The 3,754-nt window shown below is 34.6% G+C and carries 3 protein-coding genes; all 3 read left to right on the forward strand.

Translation table 11 applies throughout. The annotated features are described in order from the left end of the window. On the forward strand, positions 1 to 1,380 hold a 1,380-nt coding region (locus tag N2Z72_08330; protein ID MCX7697681.1), incomplete at its 5' end, for a TonB-dependent receptor. Next, positions 1,377 to 2,420 carry a DUF5074 domain-containing protein gene (locus N2Z72_08335; GenBank protein MCX7697682.1) on the forward strand — a complete coding sequence of 348 codons (1,044 nt, stop codon included), beginning with the start codon at positions 1,377 to 1,379 and terminating at the stop codon, positions 2,418 to 2,420. The genes N2Z72_08330 and N2Z72_08335, both read left to right, overlap by 4 nt. Positions 2,421 to 2,618: 198 nt before the next feature. Beyond that, a complete protein-coding gene (locus N2Z72_08340; GenBank protein MCX7697683.1) occupies positions 2,619 to 3,392 on the forward strand; it encodes a DUF4476 domain-containing protein in 774 nt (257 codons plus the stop codon). Positions 3,393 to 3,754: the final 362 nt, after the last annotated feature.

The following is a 3,754-nucleotide window of genomic DNA, read 5'->3' on the forward strand; positions in this document are numbered from 1 at the left end:
GAGTATGGCTCATATAAAACGATGAGAACTTTACTCAAATGGGAAAATAAGTGGAAAAAACATCGTACAGCACCTTCATTTAGTTTTTCTCGATCTAATAACGACTATCATTTCATCAATAATGCTTTTGGTGATCCCAATGAATGGTTTCTCGATAGGCGTATCAATGCAGATTATGTTCATGCAGATTTTCATTTTCCATACATTTTTTCTTTCAAAAAAGGCGAATTTTTATCATCCATTTGGTGGAAAAAAACTCACATGGGACTTCCTTCTTCTATCAAAACTCCTCAAATTCCAGAAAATGAACGATGGTCTGATCATACATTGAGGTATACGACTCAGGTAAACATCCTACTTGATCGCTTACTTATAAAGCCTGCTATTTTTTTTGAAAGAATGAATATCTTCTATACGCATAAACAGTTGAATTTGCAATCTAACACTGAAACATTTCGATATGCTTTTAGATTAGATGCTAATTTCTCCTGGAAATCAAACATTAAAACTCATTTCACTTTTTATGACGAATACGTCCAAGCTTCAAGCAATAATTATTTAGATAAAGTCAAAGACAACTATGCTTTTTTGAAATCTTCAATCATGTTTCATTTATACCGTAAATGGAATGTAGAAATTTGGAATCATTTTTTTTTACATTATTGGTTAGTTCCTGGTTTTAAGGTTTTATTCTATGCTTCTGACAATCTTCATTTGCTGGCCGGAGTTGCTAAAAACATACACAGACCCACCCTTAATGATCGTTATTGGTATCCTGGAGGAAATCTCGATCTTAAAGAAGAGGAATTCTGGACAGCTGATGTCCATGGAACATATAGTTTTACTATATATCAAATTCAAATGAAGTATCAAAGTTCTTGGTTTTACTATCTTGCCAAAAACTGGATTATGTGGCTTCCTGACACATTATCATCTTTATGGAAACCCCAAAACATACTCCGTGTTCATGGAAAAGGGACCGATCAAAGCATTGAAGCAGCTTTACATTCTTCTGATTATATTCTAAGAATGTTTGTTTTGACTACTCTTCAATGGGTAAAAAACAAACAAAAAGAGTTAATTTACAATCCACGAACCAAACTAACACTGATAGGTGAATTGACTATAAAAAAATTTTTCTCTATTTCATGGTCAACCATCTATGTCGGTAAACGTTTTACTAACCTAGATAACACACGTTATATGCCATATTATATTCTTCATGATTTGAAGTTCAGCCTATATCTCCAAAAGATAAAAGCATACTTGCCCTCGATTCATCTCATGTGCAATAATGTTCTCAACACCAATTATCAATCCATCGCATGGTTTCCCATGCCTCGAAGACTTTTTTTAATTCAATTAACATGGTTCAAATGAAAAGAATTTTTCTTGCCTTAATTTCTTTTCTAGTCTATGCTTGTAGCCCCGACAATTTTAGCGAAGTGGACACTCAACCATCTTCTCCTGTCAGCAGTCCACGAGGGTTGTTTGTCATTAACGAAGGATTGTTTAATCAGGGGAATGCAGAAATAACCTACATCGACGAAAAAACAGGTGAAGTAAAACATAATTTTTTTCAATCTGTCAATGGCTATAGCCCAGGTGATATCCTTATGGATGCCATCATGGCCAACGAAGAAATATACCTCTCAGTGAATAATTCCAATCGAATATATGTTCTTGATCGATCATGGAAAGTAAAGACTCAAATTAATATTACTCAACCTCGATATTTGCTGCCGGGGAAAAAATACGTCTATGTGTCTTCACTTTATCGTCCTTTTCTATATCTCATTGATATCAACAAAAAGAAACTAGTAGACAGTATGTATGCTAGTCGGCCATTGGAGCAACTGATGTGGGTAAATGGATTCATCTGGGGAATACATTGGTCATCGCTTGCTTCATCGTTGCCCAATCGCTATATTATGATCATCGATTCGAGTGCGAAAAAAGTGGTCGACTCCATAGAAGTTGGCAAAGAACCCAACAGTATGGTTCAGGACAAAGAAGGAAACATATGGGTTTTATGCAGTGGTGGTTACCTGCAAGAAGAACCACCAACCCTTTGGAAAATAAATCCCATCACACGACAACCTCAAAAAATCATGGAATTTAATCAAGGAAATGATTATCCATCTTCCTTAAATATCAGTGCTACAAGAGATACTTTATTTTTTATCAACAAAAATATCTATTGCTTCAGTATTCAAAACCTATCTTCTCATCTCGTGTATGCTAGTGGAATCGATATTTTATATAGTCTCTGGCTGGATCCTGATCGACGGACATGGTGGGTTTGCAATGTTAAAGACTATGTACATCAGGGAGAAATTATGGAAATTAATGCTGAAGGGCAAGTGCTAAAAAAATTTCCAGCAGGAACGATTCCACGAAAAATTCTCTTTATTAGGTAACTTTTAAGACTTAAATACCACAAGAGACTTAAGAAGCTCGCAATATTGAAATTTGAACAATCAAAAATTTTATCCCGATTATTTGATAATTTGAAAAATTTGATGCATATTTGATGGCATTATTTTTGAAATTGTATTAACAAATTCATTGTTATGGAAACAAATTCATTTAAAATCAAAAAAAAACCAGTACGGTTAATGTTATCTTTCATTTGGGCAATATGCTTTTTTTTCAGCATGGAGGTTTATACTCAGGGTATGCTTTCGCTCATCAGTAATAGTAGTGAAAAATTTTGGGTTTACGTCAATGGTGTTCAAATCAATTTTGAACCGCAGTATTTCGTAAGTAATATTCCTATCAATGCTCCGTTTTGCAACGTAAAAATCGTTTTTTTAAATCCCAGGATTCCATCACTTGAAAAAGTAGTAAGTTTAGTAGACCCAATGGGTAGATGGTATCATGCTACTTTTCTTGTCAAGCGTGTAAAAAAATGGCTTTTTATCATAGATGACTACGATGCTATTTTTGAATTAATGCCATACAATACCGGATATCCCACCTATCCGCAGCCAACTATTGGGCTTGAAGGATACGATTATACTCCAGGAGGTAGGATTCCTCCTTCAGGGAATCAACCTGTTACACCACCGACTACTAATACCCCTGTTTATCCGCCTGCATGTATGCCCATGGATATAGCTTCGTTCGAAGCTGCTAAAGCTAGTATCAGTAGAACCAGCTTTGACGACACTCGTCTTTCAATCGCCAAGCAAATAGCTTCTTCTAACTGTCTTACTGCTGCACAAATTCGGGATATCATGCGGCTTTTTTCCTTTGAATCAACTCGTCTTGATTTTGCTAAATTTGCATATCCTTATTGCTATGATAAAGGAAACTATTTCATGGTTAACGATGCATTTAGTTTCTCTTCATCCATTGATGAACTGAATAAATTTATTTATGGTCATTAGTTCATCTTGATAAAAAGTGAGAGGACGAATGAAGAAAAATCAATCGACTCTAATTAAAAAGCCCGGCCTATTGCTATCAACTATAAGAAACATATCCTAACCAAGGAATATCTAACTACGACGTGTGCATAAAATCCTCTGATCTTGGAAAAGAACTTGAAGTTTACAAAACAAGCTAAAGTATGATGACATTTTAATTTACTTTTACTGCTAGTGTTTATAGCCCAGATGACTATCAGAAAAAACGAATATCAGCTGTCTTATCATACTGGCATCTCCTGTGTAGTCTTATAATTTTTTCATTTTATGAGAATCAGGTTTTATGTAAATTTTGAAATCATATAAAGTTTAATTTGTACATC

This window comes from Bacteroidales bacterium, assembly GCA_026418905.1.
GTDB lineage: Bacteria > Bacteroidota > Bacteroidia > Bacteroidales > DTU049 > JAOAAK01.